General features: G+C 69.7%; 15 protein-coding genes. 12 read left to right on the top strand and 3 right to left on the bottom strand.

Annotated elements, in window-relative coordinates:
• Positions 1 to 141 precede the first annotated feature (141 nt).
• The gene (locus RT323_RS03660) at positions 142 to 1,539 is read right to left on the bottom strand and encodes an NAD(P)/FAD-dependent oxidoreductase (protein WP_313405100.1); all 1,398 of its coding nucleotides are present in this window, start codon (positions 1,537 to 1,539) and stop codon (positions 142 to 144) included.
• Positions 1,540 to 1,816: 277 nt separating this feature from the next.
• Between RT323_RS03660 and groES the strand changes: the two genes are divergently transcribed.
• From groES to RT323_RS03640, 4 genes are all read left to right on the top strand, one after another.
• Positions 1,817 to 2,110 carry a co-chaperone GroES gene (gene groES, locus RT323_RS03655; protein WP_313405099.1) on the top strand — a complete coding sequence of 98 codons (294 nt, stop codon included), beginning with the start codon at positions 1,817 to 1,819 and terminating at the stop codon, positions 2,108 to 2,110.
• A 31-nt stretch (positions 2,111 to 2,141) separates the two neighbouring features.
• Positions 2,142 to 3,743, top strand: coding sequence for a chaperonin GroEL (groL, locus tag RT323_RS03650; protein ID WP_313405098.1), 1,602 nt, complete (start codon positions 2,142 to 2,144; stop codon positions 3,741 to 3,743).
• 171 nt (positions 3,744 to 3,914) lie between these two features.
• Positions 3,915 to 6,299: an AAA family ATPase gene (locus tag RT323_RS03645; RefSeq protein ID WP_313405096.1), complete on the top strand. Its 2,385-nt coding sequence runs from the start codon at positions 3,915 to 3,917 to the stop codon at positions 6,297 to 6,299.
• A gap of 156 nt (positions 6,300 to 6,455) precedes the next feature.
• Positions 6,456 to 6,731 carry a hypothetical protein gene (locus tag RT323_RS03640; RefSeq protein WP_313405095.1) on the top strand — a complete coding sequence of 92 codons (276 nt, stop codon included), beginning with the start codon at positions 6,456 to 6,458 and terminating at the stop codon, positions 6,729 to 6,731.
• A gap of 9 nt (positions 6,732 to 6,740) precedes the next feature.
• On the opposite strand, the gene RT323_RS03635 is transcribed toward RT323_RS03640, so the two are convergent.
• Together RT323_RS03635 and RT323_RS03630 are read right to left on the bottom strand one after the other, a co-directional pair.
• Complete coding sequence (locus tag RT323_RS03635; RefSeq protein WP_313405094.1) at positions 6,741 to 7,040, bottom strand: helix-turn-helix transcriptional regulator; 300 nt, start codon at positions 7,038 to 7,040, stop codon at positions 6,741 to 6,743.
• Between the two features lie 60 nt (positions 7,041 to 7,100).
• Positions 7,101 to 7,355 (bottom strand): helix-turn-helix transcriptional regulator, encoded by a 255-nt coding sequence (locus RT323_RS03630; protein ID WP_313405093.1) that lies wholly within the window; start codon positions 7,353 to 7,355, stop codon positions 7,101 to 7,103.
• 162 nt (positions 7,356 to 7,517) lie between these two features.
• On the opposite strand from RT323_RS03630, the gene RT323_RS03625 reads away from it, so the two are divergent.
• From RT323_RS03625 to RT323_RS03590, 8 genes are all read left to right on the top strand, one after another.
• Entirely contained in the window at positions 7,518 to 8,435 is a 918-nt protein-coding gene (locus tag RT323_RS03625; RefSeq protein ID WP_313405092.1) for a diiron oxygenase, read from the top strand.
• A 34-nt stretch (positions 8,436 to 8,469) separates the two neighbouring features.
• On the top strand, positions 8,470 to 10,104 hold the full coding sequence (locus tag RT323_RS03620; protein ID WP_313405090.1) for a 4Fe-4S binding protein: 1,635 nt from the start codon (positions 8,470 to 8,472) through the stop codon (positions 10,102 to 10,104).
• Between the two features lie 58 nt (positions 10,105 to 10,162).
• Positions 10,163 to 11,668: an IMP dehydrogenase gene (guaB, locus tag RT323_RS03615; protein ID WP_313405089.1), complete on the top strand. Its 1,506-nt coding sequence runs from the start codon at positions 10,163 to 10,165 to the stop codon at positions 11,666 to 11,668.
• Between the two features lie 65 nt (positions 11,669 to 11,733).
• Positions 11,734 to 12,831, top strand: a complete 1,098-nt coding sequence (locus RT323_RS03610) for a GuaB3 family IMP dehydrogenase-related protein (protein ID WP_313405103.1) — start codon at positions 11,734 to 11,736, stop codon at positions 12,829 to 12,831.
• Entirely contained in the window at positions 12,828 to 13,592 is a 765-nt protein-coding gene (locus tag RT323_RS03605) for a carbon-nitrogen hydrolase family protein (protein ID WP_313405088.1), read from the top strand. Before RT323_RS03610 ends, RT323_RS03605 begins: the two co-directional genes overlap by 4 nt.
• Positions 13,589 to 14,056, top strand: coding sequence for a GNAT family N-acetyltransferase (locus RT323_RS03600; protein WP_313405087.1), 468 nt, complete (start codon positions 13,589 to 13,591; stop codon positions 14,054 to 14,056). Before RT323_RS03605 ends, RT323_RS03600 begins: the two co-directional genes overlap by 4 nt.
• Positions 14,057 to 14,121: 65 nt before the next feature.
• Positions 14,122 to 15,681 carry a succinic semialdehyde dehydrogenase gene (locus tag RT323_RS03595; protein ID WP_313405085.1) on the top strand — a complete coding sequence of 520 codons (1,560 nt, stop codon included), beginning with the start codon at positions 14,122 to 14,124 and terminating at the stop codon, positions 15,679 to 15,681.
• Positions 15,682 to 15,691: 10 nt separating this feature from the next.
• The gene (locus RT323_RS03590) at positions 15,692 to 17,389 is read left to right on the top strand and encodes a GMC family oxidoreductase (protein WP_313405084.1); all 1,698 of its coding nucleotides are present in this window, start codon (positions 15,692 to 15,694) and stop codon (positions 17,387 to 17,389) included.
• Positions 17,390 to 17,391: the final 2 nt, after the last annotated feature.

The following is a 17,391-nucleotide window of genomic DNA, read 5'->3' as shown; positions in this document are numbered from 1 at the left end:
CGCAGGCGGGTGCCGAGCGCCAGGTCGGACTCCGTCCCCGCGCGCTCGGCGATGCGGTCCCACAGGTCCCGGCCGCGCGAGTCGAGCAGTGCCTCGAAGGTCGCCAGGTCCATGGACGCCATTGTCCCCGCGCGACCCCCGTCAGTGCGTCGCGGCCTTGCCGTCCTCCTCGGCGACGAGCGCCGCGACGTCGTCCTGCGGCTCGGCCAGGTACCGCTCGAGGCTGTCGTCCAGCTCCTGCAGCCACGGCGTGTGGTGCTCCGCGGCCATCGTGCCGGTGAGCACCGACGGGTACACCTTGTCGCGGTAGGTGAGGATGTCTGCCTGCTTGTCGGCCTTCCAGGCGAGGAAGATCTCGACGACCCGGTCGAGGTCGAACGACGGGTAGTCCGTCGGGTCCACCAGGTCGCGGATGTAGTCGGCCTGGAAGCGGACCTCGTCGCTCGTCGACGTCAGCGCGGCGAAGCGCTCACGCCACGCGTCGATGTCGGCGCGCTGGGCGTCGGCATCGGGCAGCTGGATGCGACCCAGGATCACGTCGCGGACGTACCAGGCCTGCGCGTCGAACATGTTGAACGTGAACCACTGGTCCTGCGCACCGAGGTAGAACAGGCGGTTGTTGGCCTCCGAGACGACGCCGCGGTACAGGGTGTCGGGGTACAGGCAGTTCGGGGAGTCCAACGCGAGGTCGGACGGCAGGAACGGGTAGTGGTGCAGGTAGCCCGTGCACAGCACGACGGCGTCGAACCGGCGGGACTCGCCGCCTGCGAAGTGGGCGACCGAGCCATCGAAGCGCTCGACGAGCGGCAGCTCCTCCATGCGCTCGGGCCAGTCGAAGCCCATCGGGGCGGTGCGGTAGCTGAACGTCACCGAACGGGCACCCATCTTGAACGCCTGCACGCCGATGTCCTCGGCCGAGTAGCTGGCGCCGATGAGCAGGACGTCCAGGCCGGCGAGCCCCTCGGCGCCGCGGAAGTCGTGCGCATGGCTCAGTCGGCCGGGGAACGTCTCGATGCCGGTGAAGTAGGGGACGTGCGGCGTGCTGAAGTGTCCGGACCCGACGATCACGTGATCGAAGGTCTCCGAGGTCGTCTCGCGCGACCGGAGGTCCTCGACGGTCACGGTGAACTGCTGGGTCTGCTCGTCGAACTCGACCCAGCGCACGACGGTCGAGAACCGTACGTACGGCTTGACGCCGCTGTTCTCGGCGCGCCCGTTGATGTAGTCCCACAGCACCTCGCGCGGAGGGTACGAGGAGATCGGCCGCCCGAAGTGGTCGTCGAAGGTGTACTCCGCGAACTCGAGCGCCTCCTTGGGGCCGTTCGACCACAGGTTGCGATACATGCTCGAGTGGACCGGCTCGCCGTGCTCGTCCAGGCCGGTTCGCCACGTGAGGTTCCACTGCCCGCCCCAGTCCGCCTGCTTCTCGAAACAGACGATGTCCGGGATGTCGTGGCCGGCCTTGGCCGCCGATTCGAAGGCCCTCAGTTGGGCCATCCCGCTGGGTCCTGCTCCGATGATCGCGACGCGTTGGGTCAAGTGTTCCTCTCCGGCCAGTGGCCCGGGTTTCGGGGCGCGCGGCCGGAACCGGCGCCGAGAGCTCTCGGTGCCACGTCGATGCAACCGGCACCAGCAACGTCCCATCATAGTCGGGCCCTCGCGCGCGAGGGCGGGTCCGCAGGCCGCCGCTGGGTACCCCCGGAGGGTTTAGCACTCCCTTGGGCCGAGTGCCAGCACGGTGCTACGCTGGCGCTTGGCACTCCCCGTGGGCGAGTGCCAACCCGAACGTTTCTCATCCGAAAGGGGAGGTCGACCAGTGTCGGTCACCATCAAGCCGCTCGAAGATCGCATCGTCATCAAGGCCGGAGAGGCCGAGCAGACCACCGCGTCGGGGCTCGTCATCCCCGACACCGCCAAGGAGAAGCCGCAGGAGGGCGAGGTCGTGGCCGTGGGCCCCGGTCGCGTCAGCGACAGCGGCGAGCGCATCCCGGTCGACGTCTCCGTCGGCGACAAGGTGCTCTTCAGCAAGTACGGCGGCACCGAGGTCAAGCACGGCGGCGAGGAGTTCCTCATCCTCAACGCGCGTGACGTCCTCGCTGTCATCGCCTGAGTCCACCCTTCAACCTCTCTAGGGAGCACTCATGCCCAAGATTCTGGAATTCGACGAGAACGCACGCCGCGCCCTCGAGCGCGGCGTCGACAAGCTCGCCGACACCGTCAAGGTGACCCTCGGCCCCAAGGGCCGCTACGTCGTCCTCGACAAGAAGTGGGGCGCCCCCACGATCACGAACGATGGCGTGTCCGTCGCCCGTGAGATCGAGCTCGACGACCCGTTCGAGAACCTCGGCGCCCAGCTGGCCAAGGAGGTCGCCACCAAGACGAACGACGTCGCCGGTGACGGCACGACGACCGCCACGGTGCTGGCCCAGGCCATGGTCCACGAGGGCCTGCGTGCCGTCGCGGCCGGCGCCAACCCGGTCGGCCTGAAGAAGGGCATCGAGGCGGCCGTCGAGGCCGTCACGAACGAGCTGCACGCGCGTGCCCGCCAGGTCGACTCGGTCAAGGACATGTCCTCCGTCGCCACGGTCTCCAGCCGTGACTCGGTCATCGGCGAGCTGATCGCCGAGGCGTTCGACAAGGTCGGCAAGGACGGTGTCATCACCGTCGAGGAGTCCAACACCATGGGCACCGACCTCGAGTTCACCGAGGGCATGCAGTTCGACAAGGGCTACCTGTCGCCGTACATGGTGACCGACACCGAGCGCATGGAGGCCGTCCTCGACGATCCCTACATCCTCGTGAACCAGGGCAAGATCTCGGCCGTCGCCGACCTCCTGCCGCTGCTCGAGAAGGTCGTCCAGGCGGGCAAGTCGCTGTTCATCATCGCCGAGGACGTCGAGGGCGAGGCCCTGTCGACGATCGTCGTCAACAAGATCCGCGGCACGTTCACGTCCGTCGCGGTCAAGGCGCCGGCGTTCGGCGATCGTCGCAAGGCGATGCTGCAGGACATCGCGACCCTGACCGGCGCGACCGTCGTCACCACCGACGTCGGCCTCAAGCTGGACCAGGTCGGCCTCGAGGTGCTCGGCACCGCGCGTCGCGTCGTCGTCACCAAGGACGACACGACGATCATCGACGGCGGCGGCGACCAGGCCGAGGTCGAGGGCCGTGTGGCCCAGATCAAGGCCGAGTTCGAGCAGACCGACTCCGAGTGGGACCGCGAGAAGCTCCAGGAGCGCCTCGCCAAGCTGGCCGGTGGCGTGTGCGTCATCCGCGTCGGCGCGGCCACCGAGGTCGAGCTCAAGGAGAAGAAGCACCGCATCGAGGATGCCGTCTCGGCGACCCGCGCGGCCATCGAGGAGGGCATCGTCCCCGGCGGTGGCTCCGCGCTCGTCCACGCCGTCGGCGTGCTGGACAAGGACCTCGACCTGTCCGGCGACGAGGCCGTGGGCGTTCGCATCGTCCGCAAGGGCGCCGACGCCCCGCTGGAGTGGATCGCCCGCAACGGCGGCGTCTCGGGCGAGGTCGTGGTGTCCAAGGTCCGCGAGTCCGGTGAGGGCTACAACGCGGCCACGGGCGAGTACGGAGACCTGCTCGCGCAGGGCATCCTCGACCCGGTCAAGGTGACGCGTTCGGCCCTGGCCAACGCCGCCTCGATCGCGGCCATGCTGCTCACCACCGAGACTCTCGTGGTGGACAAGCCGGCCGACGACGAGGACGCGCACGCCGGTCACCACCACTGACCGACCGATCGCACGAAGGCCCCGGGCTCCTGCCCGGGGCCTTCGTCGTGCGGTGTCGGTTTCCCCGGTTAAGTGGGTTTCCTGTCACTTCACGAGGGTTGCGGTCCTCGAGAAGTGACAGGAAACCTCGTTCAGTCGGGGAAGAGCGCTCCGCCGGGTAGCCTGCCTGCGATGTCCATCACGATCACCGAGGAGTTCGAGCGGGCGCTCGAGATCCTCGACGCCGGCCAGAACCTGTTCCTCACCGGCAAGGCCGGGACCGGCAAGTCCACGCTGATCCGTCACTTCATGGAGCACACGGATCGCCGGGTCGTGGTCGCGGCGCCCACGGGCATCGCGGCGCTCAACGTGGACGGCCACACGATCCACCGGCTCTTCGGCTTCCTCAGCACCACCACGCTCGACGACGTGCGATCCGGCGAGTACCGCCCCGGCCGCTTCACCCGCGTCCTGAGATCTCTGCAGACACTCATCATCGATGAGGCCTCGATGGTGCGCGCGGACCTGTTCGACCTGCTCGCCGCCGCGCTCAGTCGGTTCGGGCCGCACCCGGACCGACCGTTCGGGGGAGTGCAGATCGTCCTGGTCGGCGACCTGCTTCAGTTGCCGCCGGTCGTCCCGGACTCGCTGGGCGACTTCTTCTCGTCCCGCTACGAGACGCCCTACTTCTTCTCGGCCGACGCGTTCGACGCCGCGACGTTCCCGACGGTCGCACTGACGACGGTCTTCCGGCAGCTCGGCGACGACCGCCTCACGTCGCTGCTCAACGCGGTTCGCGAAGGGGTGCTGCTGGACCATGCCCGGGAGGACCTCAACAGCCGCGTCGACCCTGACTTCGAGCCGCCCGAGGACGAGCTGTGGCTGACGCTCGCGCCGTCGAACTCGGTCGTCGGAGCGAGGAACCGCCAGCGGCTCGAGCGACTGGCCGGCGAGGAGGTCCGCAGCGTCGCCATCGAGGCGGGCGACTTGTCCCTGTTCGACCCGCCGACCGATCGCGAGCTGGTGTTCAAGGTCGGCGCGCAGGTCATGATGCTCACCAATGACCGTGCCGACCGCTGGGTCAACGGGACGCTCGGGCGGGTCGTCGAGGTCAGCCAGGAGGACGGCGAGCTCCTCACCGTCATCGAGTTCGCCGACGGGTCGCGCGCCGAGGTCGGACCGCACACATGGGAGGTCCACCGTCCCGTCGTGGACGGCGGACGCCTCAGCAACGAGGTCGTGGGCGCCTTCACGCAGCTGCCGTTCAAGCTCGCCTGGGCCATCACGATCCACAAGAGTCAAGGGCAGACGCTCGACCGGCTCGTCGTGGACCTCACGGGCGGGGTCTTCGCGACGGGCCAGGTCTACGTCGCGCTGAGTCGCGCGACGTCGATGGAGGGCCTGGTCCTCAAGCGGCCGATCGAGCCCCGGCACCTGCGGACCGATCGTCGCATCATCCGCCACCTGCACGAGTCCACCGTGCGAGGCGAGGCGAGGCACTGCGCGATCGCGGTCTGCGTCGTCGGCGACGAGGGCACGTTCTCGCGGCCCCGGCCCGTGGAGCTGGCGGTCGTGTTCGAGGAGTCCTCCGGCCCCGACACGGCGGTGACCACGCTCATCAATCCCGAGCGCGACCTGGCGGACGCCCGCACGGCCTACGGCATCGGCGCCGACGACGTGCTGTTCGCGCCGACGATGAGTCAGGCGTGGGCGACCATCGCCCCGTTGCTCGAGGGTCTCGTGCCGGTGGGCGTGGGCATCGACGAGACCTTGGCGAAGATCGACTTCGAGCTCAAGCGCCTCCAGCGGACGTGGCCGATGCCAGTCGGCGTGGACGTGCGTGAGCGCGACCTCACCGAGGACGAGCTGCGTGCCCACCGGTCCGGCCGGGCGCTCGATCGTGCGCGCGCGGCGATGAGCGCGCACCGACGTCTGGGCACCGCCGGTTCGGGGTCGGTCTTCGAGCACGCGCAGCACGTCACGGACGAGCCGCATCCCCTGCTCAGCCGGGACCCGCACGTGGCACCGGTGCGGTCGGAGGCGATGGCGACGCTCTCGGCGATCGTGGACGTGAGCCGTGTCCTGGGTGGGGTGCTGCTGGGCGGCGGAGGCGCGGACCTCGAGGTGAAGGACTCCGCGCGTCTCGCGGCCGGTGCCGTCGTTGCCCAGCGTGTCTCGCAGGTGGCCGCCCGGTCGCCGCGGCTCTCACCCGAGATCGTCCGCCGGCTGCGCGAGGTCGAGGCGATCTTGGGCGAGCGGTTCGTCGACGAGGTCGTCGCCGCGGCCGCCACGGATCACCCGTCGGTGGACGACCTGCTCGTCGCGGGTGCCCGGGTGTGCTTCACCGGCAGCGCGCTGTCGGCGCAGGGCCGGGTCCTCACGCGCGAGGACATGACCGAGCTGGCGACCAGGCGGGGCCTGATGCCGGTCGCGAACGTCACGAAGACTCGCTGCGACGTGCTGGTGGTGGCGGAGGCCGGCACCCAGTCGGGCAAGGCTCGCAAGGCTCGCGACTACGGGACCCCGGTGCTGACGGCTGACGAGTTCCTCGCCTGGATCGGCCCGGACCTCGACTGAACGAGGTTTCCTGTCACTTCTCGAGGATCGCAACCCTCGTGAAGTGTCAGGAAACCTACTTAACCGGGGAAACCGGCAGCCGGCTCCCGGGCTCACGCCCACCCGGCTCCCCGCGGGCGCGGACCGGTGTCCGAGCCCGTTGATACGACTTCTCCCATGACAGCGCCAGTGATCACCTGCCCGTGGTGGTGCACCGACCACCGCACCGGATCCACGGTCGAGGACCAGCAGCATGCTCGGCCGTTCCCCGTCCCCGACGGGACCTGGGTCGCGCTCCTGCGCGGCTGCCTGCCGGCCGATCGGATCGAGCTCGCCTACGGCGGTGAGTCCTTCGATCGCGGAACCGAGCGTGCACGTCTGTTCGCGGCCGCGCTGCAGCAGGCGGCCGATCTGCTCGATCGGCTCACGGCCGAGCGCGACCGGGCCCCGTGACGCGGGGCGTCAGCGCGCCTCCGACTCCATCAAGGTGCGCACCTCGACCAGCAGGTCGCCGAAGCGCATGTCGAACGCCGCCTCCAGCGCCAGCAGGGTGTCCAAGCTCGGGTTGGCGGACACGCGACCGGTGCCCGTCTGGTTGTTGTTGCGGTTGTTCTCCAGGTTCTGCACCTGGTTGCGGCTCAACCCGGCGCGGTGGGCCAGCTGTTCCTGGGTCCAGCCGTTCTGCTCGCGGCGGCGACGCAACCACGTCGCGAACCATCCGGCGATCTCGGCAGTGTGGGCCGACGGCGTGCGCTTGGGCATGCACAACAGCATGGGTGGGACGCCCAATCGAATCAGCCCAATAGTGTGGGTAGTCTCGATTTACCCTTCGGCCGCGAACAGGTCGCACCCCTTCAGGCCGAGCGCGTGCGCGACGGCCAGCATGACGTCGATGCGGAACGCGGGGGCCTGCGTGAAGCGGTCGGCCTCGAGGTTCTGGATCGTGTTGCGATGCACGCCGGCGCGCGCGGCCAGCTGCTCCTGGGTCAGGCCCTGGCTCCGGCGTTCCCGGCGAAACCGAGCAGAGGCGCGTTGCAGGGTGGCGGTGTAGTCGGGCGGCAACTGTACGGAGGTCACGCCCAATAGGATGGGTCACCAGTGCGCGATGCGTCAGCACATCCGGCTGTGTTTCTCCGGCAGATCTCGAGGTCCGTGCGGACGAGACGCGATTTCGTGACCGTCCTCACATTCTATGTTACATTCACGATGTCACATTCGAAGTGCACGAGGGAGACCGAGATGTCCGTCACCGATCACGCCGCCGTCGAGTTCCGCGACTCCATCGACATGGACACCGAGCTGGAGCGCCTGCTCGAGTCGGCTGCCGTCCTGTCGTACGACCCCGACCAGGAGATCGACTGGGAGAAGCCGCTCGACCCGACCAAGTACGGGCTCAACCCCGAGTGGTCGACCCTCTACGGCACGCCGATGTGGGACACGATGACCGAGCAGCAGCGCATCGACCTGACGCGTCACGAGGTCGGCTCGATCATGAGCACGGGCATCTGGTTCGAGACGATGCTGCAGTCGATGGTGCTGCGCTCGCAGTACTCGGCCGACTACGGCGACCCCGAGTTCCGCTTCGCGCTCACCGAGATCGCGGACGAGTGCCGCCACTCGCTGATGTTCAGCAAGACCTGCACCAAGATGGGCGTCCCGCACTACCGCCCCCGCCGGCTCTTCCACGAGCTCGCCCGGGTCTTCCGTACCACGGCGAACGGCGAGATGTCCTACGCCGCGATCCTGGTGGCCGAGGAGGTCCTCGACATCATGCAGCGCGACTGGATGCGTGGCGAGAACGTGCTCGACGAGGTCCGCACCACGAGCAAGATCCACGTGGTCGAGGAGGCGCGCCACATGAAGTTCGCGCGCATCGAGATCAAGGAGCACCTGCAGGGCGTCTCCAAGCCGCGCCGTCACGTGGCGGCGATCGCGATCGCGATCGTCGCGGCGATCATCATCGACTCGCTCGTCAACGAGGACGTCTACGCCAACGTCGGCCTCGACGCCGAGCAGGCCAAGGCGGCGGCGAAGAACAACGTGCACCACCAGAACCTGATGCGGATGAGCTGCGTGCACCTGATGGACTTCCTGTCCGAGGTCGGACTGCTGACGCCGGCCGCGATGCGGATGTACCGCCGCGTCCACATGCTCTGAGCCCGCCGAGCCGACCTCCCCCCGAAAGAGCACCGTGGCCTACGCGATCACCCAGTCCTGCTGCAAGGACGCCTCGTGCGTCTCGGTCTGCCCCGTGGACTGCATCCACCCCACCCCCGACGAGCCCGACTTCGGCACCGCCGACCTGCTGTACGTCGACCCGGACGTCTGCATCGACTGCGGCGCCTGCGCCGACGCGTGCCCGGTGGCGGCGCCGAAGCCGATCGACATCCTGCGCGGAGGCGAGGAGGTCTTCGCCCAGCTCAACGCGGCGTACTACGAGCAGCGCCCCGAGCACGAGAGCCCGCGCACCCACACCTGGGACGAGATGGGCGGCGACCTCGACCACCAGCTCACGATCGCGATCGTGGGCACGGGTCCGGCGGCGTCCTACACGGCACGCGAGCTGCTGCTGTCGACCGACGCGAAGATCACGATGATCGACAAGCTGCCGGTGCCCGGGGGGCTGGTGCGCGGAGGCGTCGCCCCGGACCACACCGACACGAAGAAGTTCTCGAGCATCTTCCACTGGGCGTACAAGCACCCCCGCACGAAGATGGTGATGAACGTCGAGGTGGGCCGCGACATCTCGCACGAGGAGGTGCTGCGCCACCACGACGTGGTGATCTACGGCGTCGGCGCGCGGCTCGACCGGCCCCTGGGCGTGTCGGGCGAGGACCTGCCCGGCGTGCTCGCCGCACCGGACGTGGTGGGCTGGTACAACGGCGCGCTCGACGTCCCGGCCGCCGAGGTCGTGATCGAGGGCGACCGCGTCGTGGTCGTCGGCAACGGCAACGTCGCGCTCGACCTGGCTCGACTCCTGCTCGAGGATCCCGAGGTCCTCGCGCGCACGGACATGGCCGACCACGCCCTGGCGGCATTCCGCGATCTCGCCGTGCGCGAGGTCGTCCTGCTGGGCCGTCGCGGGCCGTCGTACGCCGCCTTCACGCGACCCGAGCTGCTCATGATGCCGCCCGGGATCGACGTCGTGGTCGCCCGCGACCCGCTGACCGAGGCCGAGCTGCACGAGGCGGAACCCGGCTCCAACGCCGAGGTGCTGGCACGCCTGCCGCTCGCCGACGCCGACCTCGCCGAGCCGCCCCGGGGAAACCGACGCCTGGTGTTCGCGTTCGGTCGCCAGGTCGTCGGCGTCGACGGTGATGCGCGGGTCGAGGCGGTCCGGATCGCGCCGACGGGGGAGCGGGAGGGTGTCGTCACGGTGCCGTGCGGGACGCTGATCCGCTCCACCGGGCACCGCGGTTCGCCCGTGCGGGGGCTGCCGTTCGACGAGGCCACCTCGACCATCCCGCACCAGGGCGGCCGGGTGATGGACCCGGCCACGGGCGAGCCCGTCCCGGGCGCCTACGTCGTCGGGTGGATCAAGCGTGGCGCGATGGGCGGGATCGGCGCGAACCGCACGTGCGCGCACGAGACGGTCGCGTCGATCGTCGCCGACGCCAACGCGGGCCGGATCCCTCGTGCGCCCAAGAGCCGGCTGACGTTCGGGCCGTTCGTCCGGGCCCGGGTCGACGGCGTGGTCGGCCGGCGACGGATGCTCGCGATCGAGAAGGCCGAGGAGAAGCGCGGCCGTCGACAGGGCCGGCCCCGGGTCAAGTTCGACAGCGTCGAGGACATGCTCAAGGTCAGTCCCGCCACCAGCCTGCACTGATCGCGAGATCACACGCCACGGGTTCGGTTCGCGCACGCGGCCCGAGTAGACTCGGCCCATGGTGGGCATCCCCGACAAGTTCGCACCCCTCGGACTGACCTACGACGACGTTCTCCTCCTTCCCGGAGAGACCGACGTCATCCCCAGCGAGGTCGACACGACAACCCGGTTGACCCGCGACATCTCTTTGCGGATCCCGCTGCTGTCCAGCGCGATGGACACGGTCACCGAGTCGCGCATGGCGATCGCCATGGCGCGTGAGGGCGGCATCGGCATCCTGCACCGCAACCTGTCGACCGAGGACCAGGCGTACCAGGTCGACCTGGTCAAGCGGACGCAGACGGGCATGATCCCCAACCCCGTCACGATCGGGGCCAAGGCGACGCTCGAGGAGCTCGACGAGATCTGCGGCGAGTACCGCGTCTCGGGCCTGCCCGTCGTGGACGAGGAGAATCGCCTCCTGGGCATCGTGACGAACCGTGACCTGCGCTTCACGCCGGTCAAGGAGTGGGCCACGACGTACGTCGGCGACGTCATGACCCACATGCCGCTCATCACGGGCCACGTCGGCATCAGCCACGAGGACGCCTCGCTGCTGCTGCGCCAGCACAAGCGCGAGCGCCTGCCGATCGTCGACGACGAGGGCAAGCTCGCCGGCCTCATCACGGTCAAGGACTTCGTGAAGTCCGAGCAGTTCCCGCTCGCCAGCAAGGACGCCGAGGGCCGCCTGCTGGTCGGTGCCGCGGTGGGCTTCTTCGGCGACTCGTACGAGCGTGCCGGTGCCCTGATGGAGGCCGGCGTCGACGTGCTGGTCGTCGACACGGCCCACGGTCACGCCAGCGCCCTGCTCGAGATGGTGCGCCGGCTCAAGGCCGACCGGGCCTTCGACGGGGTCCAGATCATCGGCGGCAACGTCGCGACCCGCGAAGGTGCCCAGGCACTTGTCGACGCGGGCGTCGACGCCGTCAAGGTCGGAGTCGGTCCGGGCTCGATCTGCACGACGCGCGTCGTCGCGGGTGTCGGCGTGCCCCAGGTGTCGGCGGTCTACGAGGCGTCGCTCGCCGCGGGTCCCGCCGGCGTCCCCGTCATCGCCGACGGCGGCCTGCAGTACTCCGGCGACATCGCCAAGGCGCTCGTCGCGGGTGCCGAGAGCGTCATGGTCGGCTCCCTGCTCGCCGGTTGCGAGGAGAGCCCCGGCGAGCTGATCTTCGTCGCCGGCAAGCAGTACAAGACGTACCGCGGCATGGGCTCGGTCGGCGCGATGGCCTCACGCGGCAAGAAGTCCTACTCCAAGGACCGCTACTTCCAGGCCGACGTCACCAGCGACGACAAGATCGTCCCCGAGGGCATCGAGGGCCGCGTGGCCTACCGCGGCCCGCTGTCGTCGGTGGCGCACCAGCTCGTCGGTGGCCTGCACCAGTCGATGTTCTACGTCGGCTCGCGCACGATCCCCGAGCTGCGCGAGCGCGGCAAGTTCGTCCGCATCACCGCCGCGGGGCTCAAGGAGAGTCACCCGCACGACATCCAGATGACCGTCGAGGCGCCCAACTACACGATCCTGTGACCGTCCCGACCCGCTGAGTGCGACTCAGCAGGTCCGGTGCTCCCGATAGGCTGTGACGCGTGAGCATCGACATCGGTCTGGCCAAGCGTGGCCGTCAGGGTTACCACTTCGACGACATCGCCATCGTGCCCAGCCGGCGCACGCGCGACCCCGAAGAGGTCTCGACGGACTGGCAGATCGACGCCTACCGCTTCGACCTGCCGATCGTCGCGGCGCCGATGGACTCGGTCATGAGCCCCGAGACGGCGATCGCGCTGGGCAAGTTCGGCGGCCTGGGCGTCCTCAACCTCGAGGGCCTGTGGACCAGGTACGAGGACCCGCGCCCGCTGCTCGAGGAGATCTCGCGGATCGAGCGCGCCCAGGTCACCTCCCGCCTGCAGCAGATCTACGCCGAGCCGATCAAGGCCGAGCTGATCACCGAGCGCCTGCGCGAGATCCGCGAGGCCGGCGTCACCGTCGCCGGTGCGCTCTCACCGGGCTACACCAAGCAGTTCGCCGACACGGTCGTGCAGGCCGGCGTCGACCTGTTCGTCATCCGCGGCACCACGGTCTCGGCCGAGCACGTCTCGAGCAATGCCGAGCCGCTCAACCTCAAGGAGTTCATCTACGAGCTCGACGTCCCGGTGATCGTCGGCGGCTGCGCCACGCACCAGGCGGCCCTGCACCTCATGCGCACCGGCGCCGCGGGCGTGCTCGTCGGCTTCGGCGGCGGCGCCACCCACACGACCCGCAGCGTCCTGGGCGTCGCGGTCCCGATGGCGTCGGCCGTGTCCGACGTCGCCGCGGCCCGCCGTGACTACCTCGACGAGTCGGGCGGGCGCTACGTCCATGTCATCGCCGACGGCTCCATCGGTCGCAGCGGCGACCTGGCCAAGGCGTTCGCGTGCGGTGCCGACGCCGTGATGATCGGCTCTCCGTTCGCCCGCGCCACCGACGCTCCCGGTCACGGCTTCCACTGGGGTGCCGAGGCCTGGCACGGCGACCTGCCCCGTGGCGAGCGCGTCGAGATCGGCACGGTGGGCCCGCTCGAGCAGGTGCTCTTCGGTCCGTCCGTCGTCCCCGACGGCACGATGAACCTGGTGGGAGCCCTGCGGCGCGCGATGGCCACGACCGGCTACACCGACCTCAAGGAGTTCCAGCGGATCGAGGTCGTGGTCGGGTGACGCTCACGGTCGCGACGGGTCAGTTCGCCTCGGCGGGCGACGTCGAGGCCGACATCGCCACGGTCGTCCGCGCCATCGGTCTGGCTCGTGATGCCGACCTGCTGGTGATGCCCGAGCTGTTCCTCGGCGGGTACCGGATGCCCCCGATCGTGGTCGGCGAGCAGGACCCGCGACTGCAGCCGATCGAGGACGCGGCCGCCGCGGCCGGTCTGGTCGTGCTCGTGGGCGCCTGCCTCGACGGCCCGACCGGATTCACGATCTCGACCCTGGCGTTCGGGCGCGGTGGCGCCGAGCGCGTGTACGACAAGCAGAACCCGTGCGACGCGGAGAACGACCACGTCGTCGCCGGGGACGCCAGCGTCATCATCCACGTGCAGGGCTGGGCCGTCGGGCTCTCGATCTGCTACGACGGGTGCTTTCCCGAGCACGCCCGGGCGCTGGCGCTGGCTGGTGCCGAGGTCTACGCGGCCTCGGTCGCCTACTTCGCCGGCAGCACCCACCGGAGAGAGCTCTACTACCGGGCGCGCGCCCTCGAGAACGGCATGTACGCCGTCGTCAGCGGACTGGCGGGCGCGGTCGACGGGGCCGAGTTCGACGGCGGCAGTGCGGTGTACGACCCCGAGGGCCGCATCGTCGCCGAGGTCCGCGAAGCCGAGGGCGTCGCGCTGGCCACGCTCGACCGGCCGCTCCTCAAGGCGACCCGCGCCCGCCACGCGATGCTCGCCGACCTGCGCGAGCCCGGCCCGGTGGAGCGGCGTTGACGCACCGCATCCTCGAGGTCGAGTTCCTCGATCCGCGCGTCGTGGCGCTGCGCGACCAGATGGCGGTGGAGATGGCCGAGCTCTACGGCGAGGTGCGCCACGGCGCGGGCGCGGAGGGCATCGACCCGGACTCGGTGATCGTGTGCCTGCTGGCCCTCGACGGTGAGCGGCCCGTCGGCACCGCCAGCCTGCGGCACCTGCGCGACCTGGTCGAGGTCAAGCGCATGTACGTGCTGCCGCGGACGCGGGGCACCGGCCTGGCGCCGCGATTGCTGCGCGAGGTCGAGCAGCGTGCCGCCGCCGTCACGGACCGGGTCGTCCTGCACACCGGAGAGCGCCAACGCGCGGCGATCGCCCTGTACCGCCGCCACGGGTACCGGCCGATCGAGATCTACGCGCCGTACGACCAGGTGCCCGAATCGGTGTGCTTCGCGAAGGATCTGCGCCCTGTCGATCACTCGTGAGGATCATCGCCGCCATCTGACATGACCAGTGTCACATCGAGCTACTTCGCGGTAGGGTGCCTCTCATGCCCGATGTCGCAGCCCTCTTCGTCTCGCCCGCTCGGATCGCCGAGCTCACGGGGCTCATCCGTGCCTCGGGCACCGAGACCCGCACCACCGTCTCGCCGCTGGACGGGGCCGATGTCGCCACGATCCCGGTCTCGACCGAGACGGACGTCCTGGACGCGTTCGCCGCCGCTCGCGTGGCCCAGCTCGACTGGGCGCGCACCTCGCTGCGTAGGCGCAAGAAGGCGCTGCTGCGCCTGCACGACCTGATCCTGGCCCACCAGGACGAGCTGCTCGACCTGATCCAGATCGAGTCGGGCAAGGCCCGCTCCCACGCGTTCGACGAGGTGCTGCACACGGCCCTGACCGGTCGCTACTACGGTCGCCGGCTCGGCCGCATCCTCGGCCCGCACCGCCGCGGCGGGGTGTACCCGGTGATCACCGGGGTCCGCCAGTACCAGCAGCCCAAGGGCGTCGTCGGCCTCATCACTCCGTGGAACTACCCGCTCTCGATGGCGCTCGTGGACGGCCTGGCCGCGGTGGCCGCCGGCAACGCGGTGGTGCACAAGCCCGACAGCCAGTCGCCGCTCACCGCGCTCGCGATCGTGCGCCTCATGCACCGGGCGGGCTTCCCGAAGGACCTGTGGCAGGTCGTGAGCGGGGCGGGATCGGTCATCGGCTCCTCGATCATCCAGAACGCCGACTACATCTGCTTCACGGGCTCGACCGCCACCGGCAAGCGCATCGCGGCGCAGTGCTCCGAGCGGCTCATCGGCTGCTCGCTCGAGCTCGGCGGCAAGAACCCGATGATCGTCCTGCCGGGTGCCGACGTCGAGAAGGTCGTCGAGGGCACGCTCTCGGCCGCCTTCAGCTCCGCCGGCCAGCTGTGCGTCTCGGTCGAGCGCATCTACGTGCACGACTCCATCTACGCGCAGTACCGCGACGCCCTGGCCCAGCGACTGTCGAACGTCGCGTACGGCGCCAACGGCGACTGGGAGGTCGAGATGGGCACGCTCGTCTCGCCGTCGCAGCTGGCCACGATCGAGAAGCACGTGAGCGACGCCCTCGACCACGGGGCGACCCTCGTCTCCGGCGGCCGCGCACGACCTGACATCGCTCCGTGGTTCCACGAGCCGACCGTGCTCGAGAACGTGCCCGAGTCCGCCCTGTGCCATGCCGAGGAGACCTTCGGACCGCTCGTGTCGCTGTACCCGTACCACGGGCTCGGCGAGGCGATCGCGATGGCGAACGACACCGTCTACGGCCTGAACGCGAGCGTCTGGGGACCCGTGCGCCGCGCCCGCAAGGTCGCTCCGCGCATCAAAGCCGGCACGGTCAACGTCAACGAGGGATTCGCCGCCACGTTCGGCTCCCTCGGCGCTCCGATGGGTGGCATGAAGGAGTCCGGAACGGGCCGCCGGCAGGGCGCCGAGGGGCTGTTGCGCTTCACCGAGTCCCAGTCCGTGGGCGTGCAGCGGGTGATGCCCGTCAGCGGCCCGGCGTTCCTGTCGAAGCAGCGCTTCGCCTCGCTGCTGACGATCGGCCTGCGGTTGCTGCGACGCTTCACGGCGAAGGCGTGAGAGGAAGACCATGAGCGAGTTCGACCACGACGTCCTGGTCATCGGATCGGGATTCGGCGGCAGCGTGACCGCGCTGCGCCTCACCGAGAAGGGGTACAAGGTCCTCGTCGTCGAGGCCGGCCGCCGCTTCGCCGACGACGAGTTCGCGAAGAACTCGTGGCACCTGCGCGACTACCTCTGGGCGCCGAAGCTGGGCTGCTACGGCATCCAGCGCGTCAACCTGCTGCGCGACTCGCTCGTGCTCGCGGGCGCGGGTGTCGGCGGCGGCTCGCTCGTGTACGCCAACACCCTCTACGAACCGCTCGACCCGTTCTTCGAGGACCCGGCCTGGAGCCACATCACCGACTGGAAGAGCGAGCTGGCGCCGTACTACGACCAGGCCAAGCGCATGCTCGGCGTGAACCAGGTCCGCGAGATGAGTCCCGCGGACAGGGTCGTGAAGGCCACGGCCGAGCGACTCGGCTACGGCGACTCGTTCCACTTCGCCCCGGTCGGAGTCCTCTTCGGCGACGAGGAGGGCGTCGAGGTGCCGGATCCCTACTTCGGTGGCGCGGGCCCGGCCCGGCGCACGTGCCGCAACTGCGGCGAGTGCATGTCGGGCTGCCGGCACAACGCCAAGAACACGCTCGTGAAGAACTACCTGTACCTGGCCGAGCAGGCCGGCGCCCGGGTGCGCGACCTGACGACCGTCGTCGACGTGCGTCCGCTTGCCACCGGCGGCTACGAGGTGCACATGCGCTCGACGAAGAGTCGCCGCAAGCGCTCCGTGGTGCGTGCCGAGCAGGTCGTCTTCTCCGCCGCCTCGCTGGGCACGCAGCGGCTGCTGCACCAGCTGCGGGACCGCGGCAGCCTGCCGAACATCTCGGACCGGTTGGGCCTGCTGACGCGGACCAACTCCGAGGCGCTCATGGGGTCGGTGGCCATGCACCGCGACGTCGACTACACGCGCGGCGTCGCCATCACGTCGTCGATCCACCCCAACGACATGACGCACATCGAGCCCGTCCGGTACGGCAAGGGCTCGAACGCGATGATGTTCGTCCAGATGGTGCTGTCGACCGACGGCAGTGGGCAGGGCCGGCCCAGCCTGCTGACGGTGGCCAAGAACATCGTCCGGCTCGGTCCGCGCCTGCCGAAGCTGTACGACGCGTTCCACTGGTCCGAGCGCACCGTCATCGCCCTGGTCATGCAGGCCCGCGACAACTCGATCACGACCTACACGAAGCGCCGGCTGTTCGGCGGCCGGACGATGACGACCAAGCAGGGGTCGGGCGAGCCGAACCCGACGTACATCCCCGAGGCGCACCGTGCGGTCACCGAGATGGCCGACTACATGGACGGCGTCCCGGGCGGCATCGTGACCGAGCCGATCGGCATCCCCATGACGGCGCACTTCCTCGGCGGCTGCGCGATCGGCGACTCGCCCAGCACGGGCGTCATCGACCCGTACCAGCGCCTCTACGGGCACGAGGGCATTCACGTCATCGACGGGTCCGCCATCAGCGCGAACCTCGGGGTGAACCCCTCGCTGACGATCACGGCACAGGCCGAGCGTGCTGTGTCCCTGTGGCCCAATCGCGGAGAGGCCGACCCGAGGCCGGCGCTGGGACAGCCGTACCAGCGGCTCGAGCCCGTCCTGCCGAAGAACCCGGTCGTCCCGCAGGACGCCCCGGCGGCCTATCGGCTGCCGATCGTCGCGGTGTCCTGATC

The sequence above is a fragment of the Aeromicrobium sp. genome, from assembly GCF_032084975.1.
GTDB lineage: Bacteria > Actinomycetota > Actinomycetes > Propionibacteriales > Nocardioidaceae > Aeromicrobium.
Note: the sequence above shows the minus strand (reverse complement) of the source record. Positions and strands in the feature narration are given on the sequence as shown.